Source organism: Halomonas aestuarii, from assembly GCF_001886615.1.
GTDB classification, from domain to species: domain Bacteria; phylum Pseudomonadota; class Gammaproteobacteria; order Pseudomonadales; family Halomonadaceae; genus Halomonas; species Halomonas aestuarii.
This window is the reverse complement of the sequence record NZ_CP018139.1, coordinates 1320403-1345756: the sequence shown is the minus strand read 5'-3', so window position 1 is coordinate 1345756 and position 25354 is coordinate 1320403. Positions and strand designations below refer to the sequence as shown.

The window sequence follows — 25354 nt, the reverse complement described above, 5'->3', positions numbered from 1 at the left end:
CCCGGTGGACGCGGCTAAGCCAATTTTCTCCATGGCCACCATAGCCAGTGTCGATGTCCTGCGGGCGCCAGAGGCGAAGTTCAAGGCCGGCCGCCGGCCGCGGCGAGCCAGCATCGCACCAGGCTCTCGGTGCGATCGGCCAGCAGGTCGGCGCAGCGCGCCAGGGCCTCGTCGAGGGCCATGGGACCGTCGGCCAGGGCGAAGGCCGCGGTGACCCCCTCGTCGAAGGCGGCCTGCCAGCCCGGCGCCAGGCGTCCGGCCAGGATGACCACCGGCACGCCGTGCCGGCGCGCGGCCCGTGACACCCCGACCGGCGTCTTGCCGGACAGGCTCTGGCCGTCGAGCTGGCCCTCGCCGGTGATCACCAGGTCGGCGTCCGCCATCAGCGTCTCGACCTCGGCCTGGGCCATCACCAGCTCGATGCCGGGGCGCAGCCCGGCGCCCAGGAAGGCCCGGGCAGCGAAGCCCATGCCGCCCGCGGCCCCCGCCCCCGGCAGCTCGCGATGATCCTCGCCCAGCGCCTCGGCGGTGACATCGGCCAGGCGAGCCAGCGCCACGTCCAGGCGGTCGACATCCTCCGGCGTGGCGCCCTTCTGGGGGCCGAAGACCGCGCTGGCGCCGCGCTCGCCCAGCAGCGGGTTATCAACGTCCACGGCGGCCTCGACCCGCAGCCCCGCCAGGCGCGGGTCGAGGCCGGACAGGTCGAGCTCGGCAAGCCCGGCCAGGGCGGCGCCGCCCTGGGCCAGCTCGCGGCCCTCGGCGTCGCGCAGCCGGGCCCCCAGGGCGGCCAGCATCCCCGCCCCGCCATCGTTGGTGGCGCTGCCCCCGAGGGTCAGCAGCAGGTGCTCGGCCCCGGCGTCCAGCGCCTCGCGGATCAGCTCGCCGACGCCCAGGGTGGTGCTGTGCAGGGCGGTGCGCTCATTGGGCGTGAGCTGCTGCAGGCCGCTGGCCTCGGCCAGTTCCACGTAGGCGGTGCGGCTCCTGGCGTGCCAGCCCCAGTCGGCCCGGGTCGGGCGTCCCAGGGCGTCGTGGACGCGGGCAGTGCGGCGCTCGGCGCCGGTGGCGGCCAGCAGGGCATCGAGGCTGCCCTCGCCGCCGTCGGCCAGCGGGCATTCCCGGAGTTCCAGGCTGCCGCCGGCGCGACGGGCCCCGCGGGCGATGGCCCGGGCGGCATCGGCCGCGGGCAGGGCATCCTTGAAGCTGTCCGGGCAGATCAGGATCTTCATGGCCTGTCTCGTCGTGTGGAAGGGGTTTCCAGCTTAGCGGCCGCGAGGCCCGGACAGAACCCCGGCGCTTCATCACCGTCGGCTTCCGGCCTAGAATGACGGTAACCGCTGATGGAGATTGCCCCATGCGAGCATGGCTGCTGTTGTTGCTGACCGGGGGGCTGACGGGGGTGCTGGCCGGTTGCCAGGTGACGCCGACGACGTTGCCCGTGGCCGAGCCCGCCCCGTCCGCCGAATGCCGCTGGTCCGCCGGGCCGGGCGACAGCCTGGACCGGGTGGTCACCGCCCTGGAGGCGGAAGGCTTCCTGGTGCGCCACACCGATGTCCCGCTGGGGCTGGTCAGTGCCGAGCGCGCCAGGACCACTATCTACCACGACAACGGCGTCGATCGCCTGCCGCACTTCGGCGGCTTCGTGCTGGGGGGCAGCGGCGGTCATGTGTCCTCCGGTGTGATGATCGGGCTCGGCACGGGCTTCGGGGTGGGCGTCGACGAGGCTACCCGGGTCGAGCGGGTCTCGGTGATGCTCGACCAGGGGCAGCTGCAGGTGGCCCGTGACATTCGCATGATCGACTGGCGGGGTGACCTGCGCGAGTCGCGCAGCGCCAGCGACGCCGGCTTCTGCCGAGACCTCCGCCACGCCATCGAGGCCGTACCGACAGGGGAGGCCCCATGAAGCGCTCGATCCTGATCCTGCTGCTGGCCGGGTGGCTTGCCGGCTGCGCCACGCCGGCCCCGCCGCAGCCTCACGAGCTGCAACTGGCCGCGTCTCCCGGGGAGACGCTGCGCAAGGCCATGCACCTGCTGATGGAGCGCGGGTACGTGATCCGTCATGCCGATGGCGAACTGGGGCGGCTGGATGCCGTGCTGGCCCGGATGCCGGGCTATGCCGTCTCCCTGCGGGTGACGGGCCAGGGTGACGACAGCCGGGTCGCCTTCATCGCCACGCGGGGCGGGCGGGCATTGCCGCCCACCGTGCTGGACCCCCTGCTGACCGACCTCCAGTCACGCCTGGGGCTACTCCCCTGACGCCAGGTCCAGTCCCTCCAGCACGGCCAGCACCGTGTCACGCATGTCGGCGAGGCCGTCCGGGTCGTAGGGCTCGGCCCTGCCGTGGCCCCAGACCGGCGCCGGCCAGGCGGCATCCTCGCGGCGGCGCACGATGACATGCACGTGCAGCTGGGCGACCACGTTGCCCAGGCTGGCGATGTTGAGCTTGTCGCCCTCCATGACCTCGAGCAGGGCCCTGCCCACCTCCGTGGCCTCCCGCCACAGCTGCTGCTGGGCCGAGGCCTCGAGCTCGAACACCTCGCTGATCGCCTGGCGACGGGGCACCAGCACCAGCCAGGGAAAGCGCGCATCATCCATCAGCCGCAGCTGACACAGCGGTAGCTCGGTGACCGGGTAGGTGTCCGCCACCAGGCGGCCATCGGGCTCGAAATCCTGCATCGCGCGTCTCCTTTCGGCATTGGGGTCCCTGTCCAGCCCATCATGGCACAGCCCTGCGGGGAGCGGACAGATTCCCCCGGTGGGGCGAGGTCGGTATGCTGGGCGCCCTTCGCTCACCACTCACGGATGCCGCATGACCTTGCTCGAGGCACTCGCCCTGCTGACCATCGGGACCCTGGCCGGCTTCATCAACGTGCTCTCCGCCGGGGGGTCGATGTTGACGCTGCCGCTGCTGATGTTCCTGGGACTGCCGCCCCAGGCCGCCAACGGCACCAACCGGGTCTCCATTGCCCTGCAGAGCATCTCGGCGGTGACCAGCTTCTTCCGTGCCGGCGCCCGTCACGTGGGCCTCTCGCTGCGGCTGTCGGTGCCGGCGGTGGTCGGTTCGCTTCTGGGGGCCTGGCTGGCCCTGCAGACCGGCGATGCGCTGTTCGAGGCGATCCTGATCACGGTGATGGCGTGCTCGGCGGTGCTGATGCTTCTGCCCCAGCCGCGCCTGGATACCCGCCCGTTGACCCCGGAGCGCCTCACCCCCGCGGTCTATCTGGCGATGTTCGCCATCGGCCTCTACGGCGGGTTCATCCAGGTCGGGGTGGGCGTCCTGTTCATCGTGGTGCTCTATCGCATGCTGAAGATCGACCTCGCCCAGGTGAACGTCTTCAAGGTGCTGATTGTGCTGATCTATACCCTGCCGGCCCTGGCGATCTTCCTGGTCAATGACCAGGTGCGCTGGAGCTATGGCCTGGTGCTGGCGGGGGGCAGCATGCTGGGGGCCTGGCTGGCGGTGAAGGTCAACATGAGCCCGCGCGGGGCCTTCGTCGTCAAGTGGCTGACCGTCGCGGTCATCGCCGCGATCATCCTGCGGCTGCTGCTGGGCTAGGGGCGTCGACTCAGTCGGCCTGTCGCTGTGGCCATCACGTGCTAAATTAAGGATGTAGCATCCCCTTACTGCATATCCGAAAGGACGAGGAGGCGAGCATGAAAAGGACACTTGCACTGGTGCTGGTCGCGCTGTTCACCCTGTCGCTGCTCGGTGGCTGCAATACCATGCGTGGCGCCGGAGAGGACATCGAGCAGGGTGGTCAGGCGGTGCAGGACGCCGCCAGTTGATGCCCGGGGCATGATCGAAGCCCCCTCCCACGTGGCGCCGGAGTCCCGCTCCGGCGTGTGACGATACCGGCAGGGTCGGGCAGTCGACGCCTGTCGCTCTGCCCCTCCATTCCCCGTCTCTACCCGTTCAGGGATCCTCGTGCCTGGCCTGGGTGAGGCGCTCCTCCTCCTCGGCCTGCTTGCGCAGCTTCTTGCGCAGGGCGGCCTTCTCGAAACGCAGCTTCTGCACGCGGGTGTCCAGCCTGAGCGGCGGCACCCTGGCCGGCTTGCCGTGGTCGTCCACGGCGACCATGGTCAGGTAGCAGCTGTTGGTGTGGCGGATCATCTTCTGGCGGATATCCTCGGCGACCACCTTGATGCCGATCTCCATGGAGGAGCTTCCCACGTGGTTGACGCTGGCCAGGAAGGTGACCAGTTCACCGACATGGATCGGCTGCTTGAACAGCACCTGGTCGACCGACAGCGTCACCACGTAATGACCGGCATAGCGGCTGGCGCAGGCATAGGCCACCTCGTCGAGTTTCTTGAGGATGGCGCCGCCATGCACCTTGCCGCTGAAGTTGGCCATGTCCGGGGTCATCAGCACGGTCATCGAGAGCTCGTGCTGGCCCGTCAGGGTCTGGTCGTCCATCGAAGTGTCCCCATGAAGGTTTTCCACAGCATAACGCCTTGCTCCCGCAAAGGGGGAGCAAGGCGTTGTCGGGCGGGTATCGGTTCGTGCCGCTGTCAGAACCAGGTCAGGCCGACGGCGATGATGATGCCGGTGATGAGCAGCTGGATCAGGCAGAAGCCCATGATGTCCTTGGCCTTGAGGCCGGCGATCCCGAGGACCGGCAGGGCCCAGAAGGGTTGCAGCAGGTTGGTCCAGGCGTCGCCCCAGGCCACGGCCATGGCCACTCGGGGGATGTCCACGCCCAGGGCTTGGGCGGCCGGCAGCATCACCGGGGCCTGCACGGCCCACTGGCCGCCACCGGAGGGCACGAAGATGTTGACGACGCCGGCACTGATGAAGGACCAGAAGGGCAGGGTGGTCTCGGTGGCGAAGGAGATCAGCGCACCGGACAGGGTCTCGGCGAGCCCGGACTGCACCATGATCGCCATGATCCCCGCGTAGAAGGGGAACTGGATCACGATCCCGGCGCCGCCCTTGATGGCCTCCTGCAGGCTGTTGAGCAGGCTCTGGGGCGTGCGATGCAGCACGATGGCCAGGAACAGGAACAGGAAGTTCACCACGTTCAGGTTCAGGCCGCCGCCGCGAAGCACGAAGTGGTCGAACAGGAACAGCAGGCCGGGGATGCCGACCAGCCAGGCCAGCGTCATGCTGTTCTCGAGGCGCTCCGCCGGGCGGGTGATGCGCGGCCGTTGCGTCTCGGTCTCGCCGAGCAGCTTGGAATCGATGTAGACGCTGTCCTTCTCGTCCGGAAGCATCATCCGGTTGACCAGGGGCACCGCCACGAACAGGCAGAGCACGATGGCGATGTTGAACAGCGAGAAGACGGTCTCGCCGGTGCCGATCACGCCGATCTGCTCGACGGTGAAATGGCCCTCGGTGGCGATGGTCAGCGGGATCGAGCCGGCGAGCCCGCCGTGCCAGACGACGAAACCGGAGTAGGCGCTCGCCACCAGCAGGCGATAGTCCACCTTCACCTGGCGGGCCAGCTCCTTGGCGAACAGGGCGCCGACCACCAGGCCGAAGCCCCAGTTGATCCAGCTGGCGGCCAGCGAGACCAGGGTCACGAGCAGGATGGCGGCGCCGGCATTGTTGGCCAGGCCGGCCAGCTTCTGCAGCAGACGGCTGACGGGGGGGGAGCTGGCCAGCATGAAGCCGGTCACCAGCACCAGCAGCATCTGCATCGAGAAGGTCAGCAGGTTCCAGAAGCCGTCCCCCCAGAACCGCAGCACGGCCAGCGGGGTCTGTCGCTCCACGGCAATGGCCGCGGCGGCGGCGATGACCGTCAGCAGCAGCACGAAGATGTAGGGGTCGGGCAGGTACTTCTCGACCAGCCTGACGGCCGGTCTCGATAGGGCCTTGAGCATGGGGGTTCCCTTCTTCTGTTGTCAGTTGTCGATTGTCGATGTTGGCGTGCCTCAGAGAAAGTAGCGCAACCTCAGAGGGTTGCGCTACCCGGGACGGGGCTCCTCGTCAACGGAGACCTTCGCGTCCCGGTGGCGCCAGCGGGTGCGGCGGTGGTGCCGGTAGTAGGCCGCGAGCACCCCCGAGCGCACCACGGCGAAGGCCAGGAAGGCCAGCCACAGGCCGTGGTTGCCCAGTGGCGTGGTCAGCCACCAGAGCGGCAGGTAGACCACGAGCCCCGCATAGATGCTGTTGCGCATCTCGCGGATCGCGGTGGCCCCGATGAAGACGCCGTCGAGCAGGTAGCTCCACACGGCCACCAGCGGCATGACGACCATCCAGGGCAGGTAGTCGCCGGCGGTGGCGCGCACCTCTGGCAGGCCGGTCAGTGCCGCGATCAGCCAGTCGCCGCCCAGGGCGAAGGCCAGCGAGGCCCCTGCCGCCGTGACCAGCGAGAAGCGAGCGGCGTCGGCGACGACCTGTCCGAACTCGTCGAAGCGCCGCCGGCCCACGGCGCGGCCGGCCAGTGCCTCGGCGGCATGGGCGAAGCCGTCCAGGGCGTAGCTGGTCAGCATGATGAACTGCAGCAGCACGGCGTTGGCCGCCAGCACCGTGTCGCCCTGGGCGGCGCCGCGGGACGTGAAGAAGGCCATGGCGAACAGCAGGCCCAGGGTGCGCACGAAGAGGTTGGCGTTGACCCGGAAGAGCTCGCCGTAGGCGGCGAGCCGGAGCAGCCGCTGGCGCAGGAAGCATCCCGACAGCACCCTGAGCTGGCGCGACACCAGCCAGAGGCCGAAGGCCAGCGCCGTGTAGTCGGCGAGCACCGTGGCCCAGGCGACGCCATCGCTGGTCATGCCCAGCCCCACCACGAACAGCAGGTCGAGGGCGATGTTGACGCCGTTGGTCAGCACCAGGATGGCCAGGGTCACCCGCGAGTTCTGCTGGCCGAGAAACCAGCCGAGGATCGCATAGTTGGCCAGCACCGCCGGGGCCGAGAGCAGGCGGATGCGGGCGTACTCCGCGGCCAGTTCCGTGGCCACCTCGCTGCCGTCGAGCAGCCACAGCCCCAGATCCACCAGCGGGCCGCCGGCCAGTATCAACCCCAGGCCGATGACCATGGCGAGCAGCAGCGACTGGCCGAGCAGGTTGCGCACCTCGCCATCGGCCTCGCGTCCCACCGCCTGGGAGGTGAGGCCGGTGGTGCCCATTCGCAGGAAGCCGAAGCCCCAGAAGAGGAAGCTGAAGAGCGTCGCCCCCAGGGTCACCCCGGCGAGGTAGCGCGAGTCCGGAAGGTGGCCGACCACGGCGGTATCCACCAGCCCGAGCAGCGGGACGGTGATGTTCGACACGATGATCGGCCAGGCCAGCGAGAGGATGCGCGATCGCGTGTCGGCAGGCGGGCGGGTCATGGGGGCGTCACGGCGGTCCGGTGGCGGAAAGGCCGGGCAGGGTGGCGCGTTTCGCCCCGTAACGCAACGGCCCCGCCGATGGGCGGGGCCGTCGAGGAGGGTGCGTCAGGCCCTAGAAGCGGTAGCCCAGGCTCGCGGAGAAGAGGTCGATCTCGAAGTCCTCGCCGCTGTCGCTGATGTCGTAACGCTCGTACTCGCCACGGATCATGACCTGCTGGATCTCGTACTCGGCGCCGATGCCATAGAAGGGATCGGTGCCGTCTTCACCTGCCGCGCCATCGTAGATCACCTCGCCATTCAACCGGGCCGTGCCCGAGACATCCCCGTCCCAGGCGATCATGCCCAGCTTGCCATGCACGCTCAGGCCGCCCTGGATCGGCAGCTTGCCGACCAGGGCAAGACCCACCCCATCGAGGCCTCCTTCGAGGTCTGCCGTGGCCGTATCGGTGCCGTTCGTGAAGGTGGCGTCGGCGGAGAAGTCCCCGAAGTCCAGATAGCTGGCCTCCATGGCAAAGTTGGGGGTGAACCGGTAGCCGGCAAACAGCTTGTAGGCGGTATCGCTGTCGTCGGTGTCGAGCCCAAGCTCCTCCAACTCGTTGAGGGTGTCGCTGTCCAGGCTGGCATGGCCGATCGCGCCACCCAGGTAGGGGCCCTCGATAGGCGTGTACTGGTAGCTCTGGGCAAAGGCCGGGCTGGCGACCAGGGAGGCCAGGGCGGCGGTGGCGATCAGGCGTTTCATCATGCGCTCCTTTGCATGGTGGGGCAGGCCCCCTCGGCTTGGGCATCCCCGGAAAGCGGACTACCCTGATGTAAGATCCTGTGAAGGGGTGTAACTAAGTTGAGTCTAGGCGCGAACATGACGGCATGCCATGGTCCGGTTAGGGCCGGCCGGGCAATCACATGGGCGACAGGGCAGGGAGCGAGAACATGAAGAAGCAATTGGGCAAGAGCACGGTATTCGCCATGCTGGCACTGGTGTTGCTGCTGGGAAGCCTGCCGGCCGTGGCGCAAGGTGAGCGCACGGAGGTCAGGCCCAGCGGTGGCGCGATGATCGCCGATGCGGTCATCGCCCGGCCGCTGCTGGCGGTGGCCACGGTGGGGGGCGCGGCGATCTTCCTGGTGTCGCTGCCGTTCTCTGCCCTGGGCGGCAACGTGGACGTCGCGGCGGAGACCCTGATCAAGACGCCGGCCGAGGCCGCCTTCCGGCGATGCCTTGGCTGCGAGATCAGCCGGCGCGCCGACGAGATGTAGGGCACGTGCGCCAGGCCGCACCGGCGGCCCCACGACGACACGGCGCCCCGCTCGATGAGCGGGGCGCCGTATTCATGCCTGGGGGGTCAGCAGGAGGGGAGGTCGGGAATGGGGAGGCGGCGAGCGGGCTCAGGCCGCCGTGATGACGCGGTACTTCTCCATCAGCTCGTCGTGGGTCTCCTTGTGCCCCGGGTCCAGCGGGATGCAGTCCACCGGGCACACCTGCTGGCATTGCGGTTCGTCGTAGTGGCCGACGCACTCGGTGCACAGGTTGGGGTCGATGACGTAGATCTCTTCCCCCGGCGAGATGGCGCCGTTGGGACATTCGGGTTCGCAGACGTCGCAGTTGATGCACTCGTCGGTGATCATCAGGGCCATGGGGTACCTCACGGATGTCGCTGGCCGGCAAGCGGTCTCGGGCTCAATTCCGAGTTGCAGAGTCAGGTATTGTAATGACTCTTCAGCGTCTCGGCGACCCTGGGATGCACGTGCTTCGAGACGTCACCGCCGAGGCGGGCGATCTCGCGCACCAGCGTGGAGGAGATATAGGAGTTCTCGACCTCCGGCGTCAGGAAGACCGTCTCGAGCTCCGGCATCTGGGCACGGTTCATGTTGGCCAGCTGCAGCTCGTACTCGAAATCGGACACCGCGCGCAGGCCGCGCAGCAGCACGCGTGCTTGCTGCTGCTTCATGAACTCCGTCATCAGTCCCGAGAAGCCCACCACCTCGACGTTGTCCAGACCGGCCACTACCTCCCTGGTCAGGGCGATGCGCGTATCGAGGTCCAGCGCCGGGCCCTTGCCGGGGCTTGTGGCGATGGCCACCACCACCTTGTCGAACAGCTTCGAGGCGCGCTCGATCAGGTCGAGATGGCCGTTGGTGATAGGGTCGAAGGTGCCCGGATAGACGGCGGTGATCATGAGTCGTCCTCGTCCTCCAGGCGCCCGAAGGGGTTGTCCACGGCCAGCGACACCGACCGGGCATAGCCGGGGATGTGGATCTCGTCCCTGCCGACCTCGAGCTCGGGGCCCTCCAGCACGCCCTCGCCGAAGCGGTAGCGGGCCTGGAAGTGGCCTAGGTCGGCGGCCTGGTGATAGGCCGCGGCGACCTCGCGGGTGGCGGCGCGGCGCCTCCGCCAGGCGTCCATGGCGGCCTCCCCGTGGCGCTGCAGGAGCAGTCGCTCGGTGACCGCGGGGGAGAGCACCACGCCCGTGGCGTTGTTGCCGCCGAAGCCCTTGGCGTTGATGAAGGCGGCATCCGCCGTGAAGGGCAGGGGGTCGCGGAACAGCCTCAGGCGCTCGGCATGGACGTCATCGGCCACGGCATCCAGGGTGAAGATGCCGGGCAGCAGGCCATGGGCGAAGCTGCTCAGGGCGCTGGTCAGCTGGTCGCCGGCGGCCGTGCCCTGGGAGTGACCGACGTAGGCCTTGACCGCCACCACCGGCCAGTCGGTGATGCCGTGGGCCTGGGCCACCCGGTCGAAGACATGGGATTCGGTGATGCGGTTCTTGGGGGTGCTGGTGCCATGGGCGTGCAGGAAGGTGCGCTCGCGCAGGGCCTTCTCGCCGAGCATGTCGCGCACCAGCGCGACGGCCTTGGCCAGGGAGATGTAGTTGCCGATGCCCGGCGCGGAGATCGAGCGCTTCCAGCCGTCGGCATTGACGAACACGCCCGGCACGCTGCCGAGGATGTCGGCGCCGGTCTCCAGGGCCAGGTCGTCGTCCATCAGCATCACGAACTGGCTGGACTCGCCCATGGTGAAGCCGCAGTTGCGGGCGAAGGGGCGACAGGCGCGCTGGTAGTCGGCATCGGTGAGCAGCTCGAGCGCATCCAGAGCCTTGAGGCCGTCGTCATCGGCCAGCGCCCCCATGGTGCGGAAGCCCTCGATGACCTCGGGGGTGATCGGGGCGTCGGCGGTGCCGACCAGCACCACCCGCCGGCGGCCGGCACGGATGTCGTCGACCCCCAGTCGCAGGTTGTAGAGGAAGCTGGCGCAGGCGCCCAGCGCCGCCCCGGTGCCACCGACGCTGCCCAGCACGTAGGCATTGAGGAAGTCGGCGGGCATCTGGCCGTAGCCCAGCGGCATCTGCTTGGAGGTGGCGCGCTTGCCGGAGGTGAAGCTCTTGAGCAGGCCGCCCCAGCCATCGTCATCGAGCTGGCCGATGGAGTTGCCGGCATAGACGGCGACCTCGTCGGGGTCCAGGCGGTCGCGCAGGGTGTCCCACTCCAGGCCGCTGTCGCCCAGGCAGTCGCTGGCGGCGAAGATGGTCATGGCGAGGCCACGGGGGTGGTGCACGCTGCGATAGAGGCGGCTGGGCTCGAATCCCGAGGGCAGCTGGCCGGCGGCGCGTACCTGAGCCTGGCGCGTCTCGGGCAGCATCACGTCCATGGTGCCGGCCGGCACGGTGACTTCCAGGTTCTGGCGGTCCAGCTCGCGCACCTGCCAGGTGGGTGGCAGGTCGTCGGGCAACTGGCGGCGGCGGATGCGAAAGGTCAGCGGCGCGTCGAGGGCGAGGCTCGCCTTGCGGTTGGCCGGCAGGCCCTCCTCGTTGAAGCGGGCATCCTCGATGCGCCGTACCAGGGTGTGGTCGAGCACCTGCTGGCGGGTCTGCTCGACGATCCCGGCGGCATCCAGGGTGCGGCCCTCGGCGTCATGCCAGGCGCCATCGGCCTGGCAGTCGGCCAGGCGCATCATGGCCGCGAGGCCGAGCAGGGTGCGGGCCTGAACGTCATCGGGCAGGGCATCGAGCACGGTACGGCGAAATGCCTGGTGGCCCGAGGTTCGGCCGGCGGGATTCACGCCGCCCATGCCGACGATCACCGGTAAGTGTGGCAAGCCGGGTTCCTCGTTGTGCGGTTGATGTCGTGGCTGCATTGTCATTGTCAGGCCGTCGATGATAGCACCCGGCCCGCGTTGGCGTCATGCCGGCGCCCCTGCGCCATGGACGCGCTGCTGGTAGAATGCCACGCCTTCCTCCTCCCGCCGAGCCCGCTGCCATGACTGCCCGTTCGCGATCCATCGTCAGCCGCCAGACCGGCCCCCACGAGGACCTGGCCCGCCGCGTGGCCAGGGCCCTGGCGCACCCCCTGCGCAAGCCCCTGGCCGAGCATACCCGCGAGGCCTTCGCCGGGGCCAGCGACTGGCTCGGGCGTCGTGGCGGGGGCCCCCTGATCCTGGATGCGGGCTGCGGGGTGGGCCTCTCGACCCGCCGGCTGGCCGGGCGTTTCCCGGACGCCTCGGTGATCGGCGTGGATCGCAGTGCCGACCGCCTCTCCCGCGACCACGGGCGGCTGCCGGACAACGCCCTGCTGGTGCGCGCCGACCTGGTGGACTTCTGGCGCCTGGCCCTGGACGCCGACTGGCGCCCGGCGGGCCACTACCTGCTCTACCCCAATCCCTACCCCAAGGCCGCCCATCTCAAGATGCGCTGGCAGGGCCACCCGGTGCTGCCGGTGATGCTGGCGCTGGGCGGTCGGCTGGAGCTGCGCTCCAACTGGCGGATCTACGTGGAGGAGTTCGCCCTGGCGGTGACCCAGGCCACCGGGGTGCCGGCCTCGGCCGAGCCCTTCGTGCCGGGGGAGACCTGCCTGACCCCCTTCGAGCAGAAGTACCACGCCAGCGGCCAGGCGCTCTGGCGACTGGTGGTCGAGCTTCCCCACGACCCCGGCCTGGTGCCCGCCGGCTGAGGGGCATCAGCGCCACCGGCGGTCGCGAAAGCGCTCGCCGAGGGTGTGGCGCAGCCAGCGGGCGATGGGCCCGCGGTCGGCGTCGCGTCGCGAGACCGTTTCCACCTCGATGACCGGCGGCGTGCCCAGCGCCTCGCCGGCCAGCTCCACCAGGTCGTCGCGAAAGGGCGGATAGTGGGCGATATGGCGCGGCACCAGCGCCCAGCCGAGGCCGCGGGTGGCGAGCTCCGCCATGGAGTAGAAGCTGTTGAGTCGCCAGAACTGGGCGGTGAGCGGCGCCTGGCGGTCGTCCTCGCCGCGCGAGGCGATCATCAGCTGGCGATGGGCGGCGAGGTCCCCGACGGTCGGCGAGGCAAGGGCGGCCAGGGGGTGGTCGCGGGCGACCACCAGCGCCTGCTGCAGGTGCGCGATGCCGATCCCCTCCAGCACCGGTCCCTGGCCCTGCTGGCGCAGCAGGATGCCGAGGTCGGCGGTGCGGTCCTCCACCCAGCCGGCGATGTCGCCCTGGGCGCCGTAGAGCAGGGTCAGCTGCAGGGCGGGGTAGTGCCTCGCCAGGGCCTCCAGGGTCTCGTCCACCGGCGGCATCTCCACCAGGGCCTCGTCGATGGCCAGCACCAGCCGGGCCTCCTCGCCCTGGGCGATGGCCCGGGCACGGGCGTCCAGCCGCTGGCACTGGCGAATCACCGCCCGGGCCTCGTGCAGCAGGGCCTCGCCGGCCTGGGTCAGGCGAGGCAGGCGGCCGCTGCGGTCGAACAGCGGACAATCGAGGTCGGCCTCCAGGTGCGCGATGGCGGTGCTGACCGCCGACTGGGCGCGGCCGAGGTGGCGCGCCGCGGAGGAGAAGGATCCCCGCTCGGCGCAGGCGACGAGGATCTCCAGCTGGTCGAGGCTCCAGCGCATGATGCTGACCTATCTGTTTTTCTGATGGGTTCCAACTCGTTTCCATCGTCATCATGGCTAGAATGGGGCCCGTCGTCGAGGACACGGGCCTCGGCCGTTCGAGGTGAGGAGGTGCATGATGCGTTCCTGGAAAGAGCGCGTGACCCACATGGTGCTGTTCGAGGCGACCGGCCTGGCCATCGTGATTCCCCTGAGCAGCGTGCTCAGCGGCCATGATGCCGGGGCCATCGGCGTGCTGGCGGTGGGGCTCGCCGGTGCCGCCATGCTCTGGAACCTGGTCTGGAACCGGCTGTTCGATGCCTGGGTGCCGACCCGGCGACGCAGCCTGGCCCAGCGCATCGCCCAGGCATCCGGCTTCGAGCTGGGGCTGCTCGTCGCCACCCTGCCGGTAGTGGCCTGGTGGCTCGGGATCGGCCTGGTCGAGGCCTTCTGGCTGGACCTCGGCTTCATGCTGTTCTTCCTGATCTATGCCCTGCTGTTCAACACGACGTTCGATCACGTGATGCGCCGACGGCTGGCGCAGGAGGGAGGACGATGACCTATCTCTACCTGGCACTCGCCATCATCGCCGAGGTGGTGGCCACCAGTGCGCTGAAGAGCTCGGCAGGCTTCACCCGCTTCTGGCCCAGCGTCACGGTGATGGTGGGCTACGGGCTGGCCTTCTACCTGCTCGCCCTGGTGCTGCGCACCCTTCCCGTGGGCATCGCCTACGCCTTCTGGGCGGGGCTCGGCATCGTGCTGGTGACCCTGGTGGGCATCCTGGTCTACGGCGAGAAGCCGGACCTGCCGGCCCTGCTGGGCCTGGCCATGATCGTTGGCGGCGTGGTGGTGATTCAGGTGTTCTCTTCCGTCTCGCCCCATTAAGCTGGGTGGCTTCGCCGTTTCCCGGAGGTCCCATGTTCCGTCGCCCCCTGCTCTGCGTGCTGCTGACGCTGCTGCCGCTCCTCGCCCAGGCGAGTGGCTTTTCCAGGATCGCCGAGCTGACCGACAAGGGCTTCCGGGTCGGTGCCGAGGCGCGGCTGCTCGGCAGCGGCGAGCTCCTGGGGGCCATCGAGCCCGAGCGACAGCTCTCGCCGGCCTCGGTCTCCAAGGTCTACATGGCGGCGGCGGCGCTGGACCGCTGGGGGCCCCAGCACCGGTTCACCAGCCGGCTGGTGAGCACGGCCGCTCCCGATGCCGAGGGGGTGCTGCATGGCGACCTGGTCTTCGATGGCGGCGGCGACCCGGCCCTGACCAGCGAGGACCTCTGGCGGCTGGTGCAGCGACTGCACCAGACCGGGGTGCGACGCGTCGACGGCCGGCTGGTGGTCAGCCAGTGGCGCTACGGTCCGGTGGAGTGCCTGACCACCGATCGCTGCCAGGCCCACTCCCGGGTGGCCAACGCCTACAGTGCCCTGCTCTCCTCGGCGGGGGTGAACTTCGGCAGCTGGTGCGTCTCCGTGGCCCCCGCCGCGGCCGCCGGCGAGCCGGCCCGCATCAACAGCTGCGCGAGCCAGGCGCCGATCGTCGGCATCGACAACCGTGTCGAGACGAAGCCGGATGACAGCGGTACCGAGCTCAATGCCGAGCGGGTGCTGCGCGACACCGGTGACGTCATGGTGATTCGCGGCCAGATCTCCACCAATGCCCGGCCGAGACAGGTCTACCGGGCGAGTTCCGACCCGGCGCGGCAGAGTGCCGACACCCTGCTGGCGATGCTCGAGCAGGCGGGCATCGCGGTGCGCGAGGGGGCCTCGGTGGCGGTCACCGAACCGCCCGAGTCGGCCCGGGAGCTCGCCGCCGTGGAGGGCGAGCCGCTGCAAGAGCTGCTGCTGAGGACCCTCAACTACTCCAACAACTTCATGGCCGACGTGCTGGCCCTGAACCTGGTCGAGACGGCGCGCGCCAGCCTGGAACAGGGGGGCGTGGCGCTGGAGGCCTTCGCGGCAGGCATCCCCGGGCATGGCCCCGTCACGCTGCGCAGCGGCAGCGGCCTCACCCCCGAGAACCGCACCTCCGCCGCCGGCGTGAATGCCCTGCTGGAGAGCATGTACCACCGTCCGGCGCTGTTCCCCAGCTTCGTCGCCGCCCTGCAGTCGCCGGGCAACGGGGTGATGCGCTTCATTCGTCGCGGCTCGCCCACCTTTCAGCAGCACGTCATGCTCAAGACCGGCACCCTCAACCGGCCGGTGGCCGTGCGCGCCGTGGGCGGCTACTTCCGCACCCGGTCCGGGCAGTGGGGCGTGTTCAGCGTGCTGGTCAACGGCACCGCCACGACGCCGTGGCTCAACTGGCGGCAGGTGCTCGACCCGCTGGCCGCGGACCTGGAGGAGATGATCGATGCCTACTGAATCCCCCGGGAAGCCCGATATGAAACCGGGACACACCGGCTGGCGCCACCTGGTGCACTCGACGCGTTACTCGCTGATGGGGCTCAGGGCGGCCTTCCGCCACGAGGAGGCCTTTCGCCAGGAGGTCGCGATCTGCGTGCTCCTGCTGCCGCTGGCCGCCTGGATCGGCGATGGCCCGGTGGAATGGATCCTGCTGGCGGGCAGCTGCCTGCTAGTGCTGGTCGTCGAGCTGGTCAACAGCGCCATCGAGTGCGTGGTGGATCGCATCGGCCCAGAACGTCACGAGCTCTCCGGCCGGGCCAAGGACATCGGCTCGGCGGCGGTGATGATGGCGCTCTTCATCGCCGGGCTGACCTGGGGGCTGCTGGCCTGGGAGAAATTCCTCGGTTGAGGCGCCCGGCCGGGTTATGGGGCGGGGCCGGCTTCGCTATGCTGGAGGCATTCGAGAACCGGATGCGAGACGCCCATGGCCCTGCCCGACGACTTCCTGCCGCTGGATGACATCCCCGAGCCCCTGAGGGCTCCCCTGGCGCATGCCCGCGACCGGGTGGCGAGCTCGCTGGAGCAGGCCGACAACCTGGCCGACATGACCGGCAGCGACTCCCCGCTGGAGGACTGGCGGTCGCTGTCGGAGGTGCGGCGCCGTCAGCTGGCCCGGGTGCTGGCCATCTCCTCCTTTGCCGCCGAGACCCTGGTGCGCTATCCCGACTGGCTGCTCCATCTGGATGCCAGCGGCGAGCTGGACGAGACCCCCGCCGCAGAATCGCTGCGCAGCTGGCTCGACGAACGGCTGGAGGCCGCCGAGGACGAGGCGGCCCTGCACGCCGCCATCCGCCGCTTTCGCCGCGCTCGCATGCTGGGCATCGTCTGGCGAGACCTGACCCGCCCGCCCGGCATCGACATGTGGGTGACCGCCGCGGCCGTGTCGCGGCTCGCCGAGACCTGCCTGGAGGCGGCCCTCGCCTGGCTGGAGGCCCACTTCTCTGCACGCTGGGGGCGGCCCGCCCTGCGTCGCGACGGCAGCGAGCAGCGGCTGGTGGTGCTGGGCATGGGCAAGCTGGGCGCCGGCGAGCTCAACCTCTCCTCCGACATCGACCTGATCTTCGCCTTCCCCGAGAAGGGCGAGACCGAGGACGGGCGCAAGTCCCTGGAGCACCAGGAGTACTTCACCAAGATCGGCCAGCGGCTGATCACCGCCCTCGATGCCGTGACCGCCGACGGCTTCGCCTTCCGCGTCGACATGCGGCTGCGCCCGCTGGGCGACGGCGGTCCCCTGGTGGGCGCCTTCTCCTCGCTGGCCGGCTACTACCAGGACCAGGGGCGCGAGTGGGAGCGCTACGCCATGCTCAAGGCGCGGCCGGTGGCCGGCGACCTGGAGGCGGGGAGGGAGCTGCTCGCCAGCCTGCGTCCCTTCGTCTATCGCCGCTACCTGGACTTCGGTGCCATCGAGTCGCTGCGTGAGCTCAAGGCGATGATCAACCGCGAGGTCCGCCGCAAGGGCATGCAGGGCAACATCAAGCTCGGCCCCGGTGGCATCCGTGAGGTGGAGTTCGTGGTCCAGGCCTTCCAGCTGATCCGCGGCGGGCGCGACACCGAACTGCAGGTCACCTCCCTCAAGACCGCGCTTGAGCGACTGCCCGAGCTCGGCCTGCTGCCCCGCGAGGTGGTCGACGAGCTCACCCCCGACTACGTCTTCCTGCGCGACCTGGAGCATGTGCTGCAGGCCCTGGAGGATCGCCAGACCCAGACACTGCCCGCCGACGACACCGACCGGGAGCGGGTCGCCCTGGCGCTGGACATGGAGGACTGGCCCGCGGTGATGGCGCGGCTCGACGAGGTGCGGGAGCGGGTGCGTCGCCACTTCGATGCCGTCATCGCCGAACCCGAGGAGGAGGTGGAGAACGCCGACGAGGTCGAGGCCTCGGGCGCCACCGGCCTGGAGGAGTGGCGAGCGCTGTGGCGTGGCGAGCTGGAGGAGGACGAGGCGACGTCGCTGCTCGAGGAGGCCGGGCTGGCCGAGCCGGAGGTCGCCATGCGTCGGCTGCGGGCGCTGCGCCACTCCCGCCAGGTGCAGGGCATGCAGCGCATCGGCTTCGAGCGCCTCGATGCCCTGATGCCGCTGCTGCTCGATGCCGTGGCCGCCAGCGAGACCCCCGACATCGCCCTGGAAAGGGTGCTGCCGCTGATCGAGGCGGTGCTGCGGCGTACCGCCTACCTGGCGCTGCTGCGGGAGAACCCGGATGCCCTGGAACACCTGATGAAGCTGTGCAGCGCCAGTCCCTGGATCGCCGCCCAGCTCGCCCGCCATCCCATCCTGCTCGACGAGCTGCTGACCCCGGAGACCCTCTATACCCCCGCCGACAAGGCGCGCCTGGCCGACGAGCTCCGCCAGGCCCTGGGGCGCATCCCCGAGGACGACGAGGAGGCGGCGCTGGAGGCGCTGCGGGTCTTCAAGCACGCCCAGGTGCTGCACGTGGCGGCTTCCGACATCGCCGGCACCCGCCACCTGATGAAGGTCAGCGACTACCTCACCTACATCGCCGAGGTGGTCCTGGAGGCGGTGCTGGCCATGGCCTGGAAGCACCTGACCCGCAAGCACGGCTTCCCGGAGCGTCGCGGGGAGGGGCGCTGCGGCAGCGAGGCCGAGTTCCTGGTCGTCGGCTACGGCAAGCTCGGCGGCATCGAGCTCGGCTACGGCTCCGACCTCGACCTGGTGTTCCTCCATGACGGCGCGGGGCAGGGCACCACCGACGGGGAGCGGCCCATCGACAACGCGGTCTTCTTCACCCGGCTGGGCCAGCGGATCATCCACCTGCTCACCGCCGTGACCCCCGCGGGCAGCCTCTACGAGGTGGACATGCGCCTTCGTCCCTCGGGCAACTCAGGGCTGCTGGTCTCCACCCTGGAGGCCTTCGCCGACTACCAGCGCGAGCAGGCCTGGACCTGGGAGCACCAGGCGCTGGTGCGGGCCCGAGTGGTGGCCGGGGATTCCCGGCTGGCCGAGCGGTTCGGCGAGATCCGCGGCGAGATCCTCGGGCGCGAGCGCGACCTCGAGGCCCTGCGCGAGGAGGTGGTGAAGATGCGCCACAAGATGCGCGACCACCTGGGCAGCAAGGGCGCGGGCGACGACTTCGACCTCAAGCACGACCCCGGCGGGATGGTCGACATCGAGTTCCTCTGCCAGTTCGCGGTGCTCTCCATGGGCCACGAGACCCCCGACCTGCTGACCTACAGCGACAACATGCGCATCCTCGAGACCCTCGAGGCGACCGGGCGGCTGCCCGCCGACGAGTGCCGGCGGCTGCGCGAGGCCTACCTCGCCTGTCGCACCGCCGCCCATCGCGCGGCCCTGACCGGGGAGCCCGCCCGCGGGCTCAAGGCGGATTTCCAGCAACATCGCGACGCCGTCATCGCGCTCTGGCAGCGCCTGCTCGAGCCGGCGTCCTGACTGACACTGCGACAGCGATCAAGGAACGAGACGACATGAACAAGGTACTGGTCCTGCACGGCCCCAACCTCAACCTGCTCGGCACCCGCCAGCCCGAGGTCTATGGCCATCAGACCCTCGAGGACATCAACAACGCGCTCTACCAGGAGGCGGCCCTGGGCGGCTGGGAGATCGCCTGCCGGCAGAGCAACCACGAGGGCGAGCTGATCGACCTCATCCAGGCCGCGCGCCTGGACGGCACGGCGGCGATCATCATCAATCCCGCCGCCTACACCCACACCTCGGTGGCGATCCTCGATGCCCTCAACGCCTTCGACGGCACGGTGATCGAGGTGCATCTCTCCAACGTGCACCGGCGCGAGCCCTTCCGTCACCATTCCTATGTCTCGCTGCGCGCCGACGGCGTGATCGCGGGCCTCGGCAGCCAGGGGTATCGGGCCGCCCTTGACGCGGTGATGGCGGGCTAGGGTCGATGTGGCGGATGAGGCGTTGCCTGCTGCTCCTGCTGGCCACGCTGCTGCTGGCCGGCTGCGAGAAGACGCCGACCGGCCGCTCCCAGTTGGCCCTGGTGCCCGAGGGCCTGATGGACGAGATGGGAGGCGACGCCTTCACGCAGATGCGCCGCCAGCGGCCCATCGCGCGCGACCCGGCCGCCAACCGGCTCGTGCAGTGCGTGGCGCGCACCGTGGTCGATGCCGCCGAGGCGCGCTACCCCGGCGCGGCGATGCCCGAGGCCTGGGAGGTGGTCGTGTTCGACGACCCCACCCCCAATGCCTTCGCCCTGCCGGGCGGGCGCATCGGGGTGCATGCCGGACTGCTGCGGGTGGCCGAGACCCCCGCCCAGCTGGCCGCCGTGCTCGGCCATGAGGTCGGACACGTGCTCGCCAGCCACGGCAACGAGCGGTTCACCCAGCAGCTCGGTATCAGGGCGGTGCTGCTGGTGGTGGGGCTCGTCAGCGAGGGGGAGCTGGCCCGGGAGGGGCTGATGCAGGCCCTGGGGCTGGGGGCCCGCCTGGGCATCGCCCTGCCGTTCAGCCGCGCCCACGAGGAGGAGGCCGACCAGATGGGCCTCGCCATCATGGCCACGGCGGGGTTCGACCCCCGCCAGAGCGTGGCCCTGTGGCGCAACATGGCCGCCGCGGGCGGCGGCCAGCCGCCGGAATTTCTTTCCACCCACCCGGCCCACGACACCCGCATCGAGGCCCTCGAGCGCCGCATGCCGGAGGCCATGGCCGCCTTCCGTGACGCTCCCCCGGCACGCTGCGCCGGCTAGCCGTCATCGTGTGCCTCGCCCCTCACTCCCGGGGCGCTGGCCGTCTCCGGCTTCCTCGTCCCTGACCTCGTCGTCGCCCTCAAGCACCTGCTGCTCGCGTCAGTCCTCGCCGACGCCTGCACGAGGCCTTCCTCGCCTGCCTTACCGCCGCCCATGGAGCGGGATTCACCGCCCATCCCGCCCGCCGGTTCGCCTCCCCCGGATCACGACCGGTGGGGCGCGGCACTTTACTTGTCGTGCGGCCTCTTGGTCGGAAGTTTTTAAAATATCTTTTATTTCAATTGGTTGTGTTGTTTCTTGGTCGAGCGAGGCCAGCCTGTGGCGATGGGCAGGGAGACAAAATAACCAGATTGGTCATTTCTCTCTCGTGGTCGCGTTGCGCCAAATCAGGGGGCGGCCCTAAGCTCCACGTACTCTCACCGCCCCCTCGGTGAGTCGGTGAAAGCTACTACAACAAAGCAGGAGTCACCATGTTCTACAAAACAGCGCTAGCCACCAGTGTCATGATGCTCTCGGCGGGTCTTGCCCACGCGGAAGAGACCTACCGGATCGGCATCACCCAGAACAATGTCGGCGTCGACAGCTACCAGACCACCTATGAAAGCGCCTTCGAAAATGCCGCTGCACAAAACGAGAACGTCGACGTCGTCGTCCTCGATGCCGGCGGCGATGTGGCGCGCCAGATCGGCCAGGTTCGCAACCTGATCCAGCAGCAGGTCGATGCGATCATCATCTGGCCCACCAACGGCCAGGCGGTCATCCCCGCCATTCGACAGGCCCACCAGGCGGGCATCCCGGTCGTGGTGACCAACTCCAAGATTGCCGATGCGGGCATGGAGTATATCGCCGCCTTCTCGGGTCCCGACAACGTCCAGCAGGGCGCCTCTTCCGCCGAGATGATGTGCGATGCCCTCGATGGTGAGGGGCAGATCGTCCAGATCGCCGGGCAGCCCGGTTATACCACGGCCATGGAGCGCTCCGGGGGCTTCGAGGAGCGGCTGGCCGAGGCCTGTCCCGGCGTCGAGATCCTCGAGACCCAGCCCGCGGACTGGAACCGCGAGAAGGCCCAGCGGGTCATGGAGAACTTCCTCACCAAGTACGACAACATCGATGGTGTCTATTCCGGTGACGACAACATGGGCGTCGGCGCGCTGAACGCGGCCAAGAGTGCCGGCAGGGCGGGGGATATCGCCTTCATCGGCGCCACCAACTTCGCCGTGGGCTACGAGGCCATCGAGCGTGGCGAGTACTACGGCTCCATCTACCAGTCCCCGGTCGATGACGCCGAGGCGGCGCTCCAGACGGCACTCGATGTCCTGGAGGGCAAGGAGGTGCCGAAGATGAACTTCTTCGAGACCCCCAAGATCACGGCCGACAATATCTCCGAGTTCGACAAGCCGGTGTTCTGAAGGTCCCCCGCCGAGTCGCATGAGGCCTTCGGGCCTCATGCGCTCTGGTGCTTCTTCAAAGACAGTCCGTTGGCCATGGTGGATGGTCCCGCAGTGCTCTGCCCTTTTCTCCGGCATCGACGCCGTATCGTGGAGGTCAGCTCACTGGACGGACATCCGGTGACCTTCGGAACAAGGTTGCGCCCATACAGGTGAGTGACATGGCTTCTGCAGAACAGACCAAGCAAGGCTTCATGCTCAGCAAGAAACACAAGGCCGGTCTCCTGAACTTCCTATCGGCCCAGGGAATCCTGGTGTTCTTCCTGATCTGCATGTTTGCATTTTCGCTGTTTTCCGAACAGTTTCTTTCCCAGTCGAACATCATGACGGTGGTTCGACAGGCCTCGATCATCGGCATCATCGCGGTCGGCGTGACCGTGGTGATCATCGGCGGGAACCTCGACCTCTCGGTGGGATCGATGCTGTCGTTCTCCACCGTCCTGGTGGTGGATCTCCATGACAAGATCGGCCCGGTCGGCGCCATCCTGGTGATGTTCGCGCTGACCCTGATGCTCGGGGCCGTGAACGGCTTCCTGGTGGGGTTCATGAGGCTCAATTCGCTCATCGTCACCCTGGCGATGCTCTCGGCGATCCAGGGCCTGGTGCTGATCTACAGCGGTGGCCAGAACGTCGACATCGCCAATCAGAGCGAGACCTGGTTCAGCGTGTTCGGGCAGGGCTACCTGCTGGGCATCGCGGTACCGGTCATCATCTTCGCCCTGCTGGCCATCATCGTGCAGGTCGTCATGTCCTTCACCGGCTACGGACGGCGTATCTTCGCCATCGGGGGCAATCCCGTGGCAGCCGTCTATTCCGGTATTCGCAAGAACTGGTGCGTGTTCAGCACCTACCTGATCTCGGCCTTCTGTGTGGCCTGTGCCGCCCTGGTGCTCGGCTCGCGGGTGATGGGCTCCCAGAACAACGTGGGGCAGGGCTACGAGCTGCTCGTGCTGGCCGGGATCATCCTCGGCGGCACCAGCCTGCTGGGCGGCGCCGGCAGTATCTGGAAGACGGTCATCGGCGTGCTGATCCTTGGCTTCATCCAGAACGGCCTGCTGCTGCTGGGCTACCCCTACTACACCCAGTGGCTCGTGACCTGGGTCATCATCATCCTCGCGGTATGGCTGGATCTTGCCAACAAGCGCAAGCATCTGCTGACCCGCCACTCCTGAGGGGGAACACCATGATCGATATGAAACGTTTCATGAGCGGCGGAGCGGCCATTCAGCCGATCTGGATCTTCGTCATCGTCATCACCGTCTTCTTCAGCGTCATGTCCGACTACTTCCTGTCGGTGGGTAACCTGACGAACATCCTCGTCCAGACGTCCACCATCGGGCTGATCGCCCTCGGCATGACCTACGTGATGATCAACGGCAACATCGACCTCTCCGTGGGGGCGACCCTGGGTCTGGCGGCGTCCCTCTCGGTGGGCCTGCAGGAGTACAGCCTGACCCTGGCGGTGCTGGTCGCCATCACCACGGGTGTGGCGCTGGGTGCCCTCAATGGCCTGCTGGTCTGGAAGACCGGGGTCAACGCCTTCATCGTCACCCTGGGTGCGATGATCGGGGTGCGGGGGCTGATCTTCGTCTACACCGAAGAACAGTCCTTCTACGCCAGCAACTTCGCCTTCTCTGACTTCGGTGCCAGCACCATCGGCCCCTTCCCCGTGCTGGCCATCATCTTCCTGCTCTGCACCCTGGCGATGCACCTGGTGCTCAAGAAGACCGGTCATGGCCGCAACACCTTCGCCGTGGGGGGCAACCCCGAGGCGGCCCTGGATGCCGGTATCCGGATCGGCCGCAACATGATGATCAACTTCATGATCGTCGGCTTCTTCGCGGCCCTGGCCGGTGTCCTGCTGGCCACCCAGATGGGGGCCTCGACGCCCAACCTCGGTCGGGACTACGAACTCTGGACCATCACCGCCGTCGTGCTCGGCGGCACCAAGCTCACCGGGGGCTACGGCAGCATCACCGGCACCCTGGGTGGCGTGCTGGCCATCGGGGTCCTGCGCAACGGGATGAACATGATGCAGGTGCCGGCCTTCTACGTGCTGGTCATCCTCGGGGCGATCCTGATCACCGTGCTGATCATCGACCAGCAGATCAATGTCAAGTCTTCCAAGGGGGTGCAGGTATGAGCACTGCAGCTGCGACACACACATCAGGAGCGTCTGCACACGGGGAAACTCCCATCCTCTCCCTGGTCGAGATCACCAAGAAGTTCCCGGGCGTGATCGCGCTCAACAAGGTCAGCCTCGACGTCCGGGCAGGCGAGGTCCATGCCCTGCTGGGCGAGAACGGTGCGGGCAAGTCCACGCTGATGAAGGTGCTGGCCGGCAAGCACACCCCCAACGGTGGCCAGATTCTGCTCGAGGGGGAGGAGAAGGTCTTCGAGAACCCCAAGGAGGCCAAGAAGAGCGGCATCGTGCTGATCCACCAGGAGCAGTCGCTGGTGCCGGAGATGTCCGTGGCCGAGAACATCTTCCTGGGCAGCCTCCCCAAGAAGTGGGGTAACCGGGTCGACTGGAAGACCCTGCACCGCGAGAGTACGGAAATCCTCGACCGCCTGAAGTGCTCCTTCAGTTCGAAGGCCATGGTGAGCGAACTCTCCATCGCCAAGAAGCAGATGGTCGAGATCGCCCGGGCGCTCGTCTTCACCCCCAAGATCGTGGTCTTCGATGAGCCGACGGCGTCGCTGACCGACCACGAGAAACCGGTTCTCTACGAGATCATCAATACCCTGCGCGAGCAGGGGGTGGGCATCGTCTACATCTCCCACCGCATGGACGAGATCTTCCATCTCTCCCAGCGGATCTCGGTGCTCCGGGACGGCGAGTACAACGGCACGGTGAACACCGCCGACACCAACGAGGACGAAGTCACCAAGCTGATGATCGGCCGCAGCCTCGAGCTCGACCATGCCAGCAAGCCGAAGGACTTCGGCGAGAACATGCTCGAGCTCCGTGGCCTCACCGTCGACGGGGTATTCAGTGACGTGAGTTTCAACGTCCGCAAGGGCGAGATCGTCGGCATGTATGGCCTGGTCGGAGCGGGGCGCTCGGAGGTGGCGGAAACCATCTTCGGCCTGCGCAAGATCTCGGCAGGCGAGATTCTGCTCGATGGCCAGGTCGCCCGGTTGCATTCCACCCACGATGCGGTCGCCCAGGGGATCGCGCTGGTGCCGGAGGATCGCAAGGACCAGGGGCTGATCCTCGGGATGAACTGTCGCGACAACATGACCCTCGCGGGCCTGGAGACCGTCTCCACCAACGGCTTCATGAAGCCCGCTGCCGAGAAGAGCGTCTACGACAAGTATCAGCAGGCGATGAAGATCAAGACGCCGAGCTGGCGACAGAAGGTCGGCAACCTCAGCGGCGGCAACCAGCAGAAGATCGTCATCGGCAAGTGGCTGCACACCCATCCCAAGCTGCTGATCCTCGATGAGCCGACCCGCGGCATCGATGTGGGCTCCAAGGCGGAGATCCATGCCCTGATCAAGGACCTGGCCAGGACCGGGTACGCGGTCCTGGTGATCTCCTCGGAGATGCCCGAGGTCCTGGGCGTCAGCAATCGCATCATCGCCATGTACGACGGGAAGGTGACCGCCGAGTTCGACGGCGATGCGGTCTCCGAGGATGCGCTGGTGCAGGCCATCACCGGGCAGTACGTGACCGGTGCCGATGCGTCCGCCGATCGGCCCGTCACCTGATGCCCATCTTGGTGCTCACCCAACCAACGAGGACAAC

At 68.4% G+C, this 25354-nt stretch carries 27 protein-coding genes; 17 read left to right on the top strand and 10 right to left on the bottom strand.

Annotated elements, in window-relative coordinates; translation table 11 throughout:
- Positions 1–80 precede the first annotated feature (80 nt).
- Complete coding sequence (locus BOX17_RS06165) at positions 81–1226, bottom strand: glycerate kinase (protein ID WP_071942754.1); 1146 nt, start codon at positions 1224–1226, stop codon at positions 81–83.
- Positions 1227–1351: 125 nt separating this feature from the next.
- Here BOX17_RS06165 and BOX17_RS06160 point away from each other — a divergent pair, with 125 nt between their 5' ends.
- Together BOX17_RS06160 and BOX17_RS06155 are read left to right on the top strand one after the other, a co-directional pair.
- Positions 1352–1900, top strand: a complete 549-nt coding sequence (locus BOX17_RS06160) for a hypothetical protein (protein WP_071942752.1) — start codon at positions 1352–1354, stop codon at positions 1898–1900.
- Positions 1897–2253, top strand: coding sequence for a hypothetical protein (locus tag BOX17_RS06155; RefSeq protein WP_071942750.1), 357 nt, complete (start codon positions 1897–1899; stop codon positions 2251–2253). Before BOX17_RS06160 ends, BOX17_RS06155 begins: the two co-directional genes overlap by 4 nt.
- Here the strand turns inward: BOX17_RS06155 and BOX17_RS06150 are convergent.
- Positions 2242–2673, bottom strand: a complete 432-nt coding sequence (locus tag BOX17_RS06150) for an HIT domain-containing protein (protein ID WP_071942748.1) — start codon at positions 2671–2673, stop codon at positions 2242–2244. The genes BOX17_RS06155 and BOX17_RS06150 overlap by 12 nt on opposite strands.
- Positions 2674–2806: 133 nt before the next feature.
- Between BOX17_RS06150 and BOX17_RS06145 the strand changes: the two genes are divergently transcribed.
- A complete protein-coding gene (locus BOX17_RS06145) occupies positions 2807–3553 on the top strand; it encodes a sulfite exporter TauE/SafE family protein (protein WP_071942746.1) in 747 nt (248 codons plus the stop codon).
- A 98-nt stretch (positions 3554–3651) separates the two neighbouring features.
- On the top strand, positions 3652–3783 hold the full coding sequence (locus BOX17_RS06140) for an entericidin A/B family lipoprotein (protein ID WP_071942744.1): 132 nt from the start codon (positions 3652–3654) through the stop codon (positions 3781–3783).
- 127 nt (positions 3784–3910) lie between these two features.
- Here the strand turns inward: BOX17_RS06140 and BOX17_RS06135 are convergent, their stop codons facing one another.
- The 4 genes from BOX17_RS06135 to BOX17_RS06120 form a co-directional block, all read right to left on the bottom strand.
- Complete coding sequence (locus BOX17_RS06135) at positions 3911–4414, bottom strand: acyl-CoA thioesterase (RefSeq protein ID WP_071942742.1); 504 nt, start codon at positions 4412–4414, stop codon at positions 3911–3913.
- Between the two features lie 95 nt (positions 4415–4509).
- Entirely contained in the window at positions 4510–5820 is a 1311-nt protein-coding gene (locus BOX17_RS06130; protein WP_071942740.1) for a short-chain fatty acid transporter, read from the bottom strand.
- Positions 5821–5904: 84 nt separating this feature from the next.
- Positions 5905–7266, bottom strand: coding sequence for an MATE family efflux transporter (locus BOX17_RS06125; protein ID WP_071942738.1), 1362 nt, complete (start codon positions 7264–7266; stop codon positions 5905–5907).
- A gap of 112 nt (positions 7267–7378) precedes the next feature.
- Positions 7379–8005 (bottom strand): porin family protein, encoded by a 627-nt coding sequence (locus BOX17_RS06120; protein ID WP_071942736.1) that lies wholly within the window; start codon positions 8003–8005, stop codon positions 7379–7381.
- A 188-nt stretch (positions 8006–8193) separates the two neighbouring features.
- On the opposite strand from BOX17_RS06120, the gene BOX17_RS06115 reads away from it, so the two are divergent.
- Entirely contained in the window at positions 8194–8517 is a 324-nt protein-coding gene (locus BOX17_RS06115; RefSeq protein WP_071942734.1) for a hypothetical protein, read from the top strand.
- A 129-nt stretch (positions 8518–8646) separates the two neighbouring features.
- Here BOX17_RS06115 and BOX17_RS06110 read toward each other — a convergent pair whose 3' ends face one another.
- The 3 genes from BOX17_RS06110 to BOX17_RS06100 form a co-directional block, all read right to left on the bottom strand.
- A complete protein-coding gene (locus BOX17_RS06110) occupies positions 8647–8895 on the bottom strand; it encodes a YfhL family 4Fe-4S dicluster ferredoxin (RefSeq protein WP_071942733.1) in 249 nt (82 codons plus the stop codon).
- 62 nt (positions 8896–8957) lie between these two features.
- Entirely contained in the window at positions 8958–9437 is a 480-nt protein-coding gene (gene coaD / locus BOX17_RS06105; protein ID WP_071942731.1) for a pantetheine-phosphate adenylyltransferase, read from the bottom strand.
- Positions 9434–11326, bottom strand: coding sequence for a beta-ketoacyl synthase (locus BOX17_RS06100; protein ID WP_071946691.1), 1893 nt, complete (start codon positions 11324–11326; stop codon positions 9434–9436). Before BOX17_RS06100 ends, coaD begins: the two co-directional genes overlap by 4 nt.
- Positions 11327–11514: 188 nt before the next feature.
- Here BOX17_RS06100 and trmB point away from each other — a divergent pair, with 188 nt between their 5' ends.
- Positions 11515–12204 carry a tRNA (guanine(46)-N(7))-methyltransferase TrmB gene (gene trmB, locus BOX17_RS06095; RefSeq protein ID WP_071942730.1) on the top strand — a complete coding sequence of 230 codons (690 nt, stop codon included), beginning with the start codon at positions 11515–11517 and terminating at the stop codon, positions 12202–12204.
- Between the two features lie 6 nt (positions 12205–12210).
- Here trmB and BOX17_RS06090 read toward each other — a convergent pair whose 3' ends face one another.
- Positions 12211–13104 (bottom strand): LysR family transcriptional regulator, encoded by an 894-nt coding sequence (locus tag BOX17_RS06090; RefSeq protein WP_071942728.1) that lies wholly within the window; start codon positions 13102–13104, stop codon positions 12211–12213.
- 118 nt (positions 13105–13222) lie between these two features.
- On the opposite strand from BOX17_RS06090, the gene BOX17_RS06085 reads away from it, so the two are divergent.
- The 11 genes from BOX17_RS06085 to BOX17_RS06030 all read left to right on the top strand — a co-directional run bounded on the left by BOX17_RS06085 (position 13223) and on the right by BOX17_RS06030 (position 25317).
- Positions 13223–13642 (top strand): PACE efflux transporter, encoded by a 420-nt coding sequence (locus BOX17_RS06085; RefSeq protein WP_071942726.1) that lies wholly within the window; start codon positions 13223–13225, stop codon positions 13640–13642.
- The gene (locus BOX17_RS06080; RefSeq protein ID WP_071942724.1) at positions 13639–13968 is read left to right on the top strand and encodes a DMT family transporter; all 330 of its coding nucleotides are present in this window, start codon (positions 13639–13641) and stop codon (positions 13966–13968) included. The genes BOX17_RS06085 and BOX17_RS06080 overlap by 4 nt, the downstream gene beginning before the upstream one ends.
- Positions 13969–14000: 32 nt before the next feature.
- Positions 14001–15434, top strand: a complete 1434-nt coding sequence (gene dacB, locus BOX17_RS06075; protein ID WP_071942722.1) for a D-alanyl-D-alanine carboxypeptidase/D-alanyl-D-alanine endopeptidase — start codon at positions 14001–14003, stop codon at positions 15432–15434.
- Between the two features lie 19 nt (positions 15435–15453).
- Positions 15454–15825 carry a diacylglycerol kinase gene (locus tag BOX17_RS06070; protein WP_071942720.1) on the top strand — a complete coding sequence of 124 codons (372 nt, stop codon included), beginning with the start codon at positions 15454–15456 and terminating at the stop codon, positions 15823–15825.
- Between the two features lie 75 nt (positions 15826–15900).
- On the top strand, positions 15901–18882 hold the full coding sequence (gene glnE / locus BOX17_RS06065) for a bifunctional [glutamate--ammonia ligase]-adenylyl-L-tyrosine phosphorylase/[glutamate--ammonia-ligase] adenylyltransferase (RefSeq protein ID WP_071942718.1): 2982 nt from the start codon (positions 15901–15903) through the stop codon (positions 18880–18882).
- Positions 18883–18917: 35 nt separating this feature from the next.
- Positions 18918–19349 (top strand): type II 3-dehydroquinate dehydratase, encoded by a 432-nt coding sequence (aroQ, locus tag BOX17_RS06060; RefSeq protein ID WP_071942716.1) that lies wholly within the window; start codon positions 18918–18920, stop codon positions 19347–19349.
- A 14-nt stretch (positions 19350–19363) separates the two neighbouring features.
- On the top strand, positions 19364–20155 hold the full coding sequence (locus tag BOX17_RS06055) for a M48 family metallopeptidase (protein ID WP_071942714.1): 792 nt from the start codon (positions 19364–19366) through the stop codon (positions 20153–20155).
- A 470-nt stretch (positions 20156–20625) separates the two neighbouring features.
- Complete coding sequence (locus BOX17_RS06045) at positions 20626–21564, top strand: sugar ABC transporter substrate-binding protein (RefSeq protein WP_071942710.1); 939 nt, start codon at positions 20626–20628, stop codon at positions 21562–21564.
- 200 nt (positions 21565–21764) lie between these two features.
- Positions 21765–22775, top strand: coding sequence for an ABC transporter permease (locus BOX17_RS06040; RefSeq protein ID WP_083582088.1), 1011 nt, complete (start codon positions 21765–21767; stop codon positions 22773–22775).
- A gap of 11 nt (positions 22776–22786) precedes the next feature.
- Positions 22787–23746: an ABC transporter permease gene (locus tag BOX17_RS06035; RefSeq protein WP_071942708.1), complete on the top strand. Its 960-nt coding sequence runs from the start codon at positions 22787–22789 to the stop codon at positions 23744–23746.
- Positions 23743–25317 carry a sugar ABC transporter ATP-binding protein gene (locus tag BOX17_RS06030; protein WP_071942706.1) on the top strand — a complete coding sequence of 525 codons (1575 nt, stop codon included), beginning with the start codon at positions 23743–23745 and terminating at the stop codon, positions 25315–25317. Before BOX17_RS06035 ends, BOX17_RS06030 begins: the two co-directional genes overlap by 4 nt.
- The last annotated feature ends 37 nt before the right edge of the window (positions 25318–25354 follow it).